1 protein-coding gene is annotated in these 532 nt (G+C 73.9%); it reads left to right on the top strand.

What is annotated here, in order from left to right:
* Window positions 1-532 (top strand): [protein-PII] uridylyltransferase family protein (locus tag AC08ON_RS12570; protein ID WP_476617028.1); only part of this gene is annotated, 532 nt, incomplete at both ends.

The raw sequence follows: 532 nt of genomic DNA, 5'->3' as shown, positions 1-532 counted from the left end.
GGCGGACCGGGCGAGCAGGGCCGTCGCCGAGGTGGTCGGTGAGCTGCACCGGCTGCTGGCCGTTCCCGGACCCGATCCGGCGCTGCGCCTGGACACGGCGCTGCGTCCGGAGGGGCGCAGCGGCCCGGCCTCGCGCACGCTGGAGGCGTACGCGGCCTACTACCAACGGTGGTCGCAGGAGTGGGAGTCGCAGGCGCTGCTGCGGGCGGAGCCCCTGGCCGGTGATCCCGGGCTCGCCTACCGGTTCTGCCGGCTGGCGGACACGGTGCGTTACCCGACCACGCTTCCCGCGGGCGCCCTGGAAGAGATCATCCGCCTGCGCGGGCGGATGGAGCGGGAACGGATCCCACGGGGAGTCGATCGTACGCTGCACCTGAAGTTCGGCCCCGGGGGGCTGACCGACGTGGAATGGGCGGTGCAGATCCTCCAGTTGCGCCACGGCCGGCAGATTCCCACGCTGCGCACGACGTCGACGCTCGAAGGCCTGGGGGCCGCGGTCGTCGCCGGTCTGCTCGACGCGAGCGAGGCGGAG

Source organism: Frankia sp. CoWAU3 (assembly GCF_977971855.1).
The sequence above is the reverse complement of the archived record's forward strand: the minus strand, read 5'-3'. Positions and strand labels throughout refer to the sequence as shown.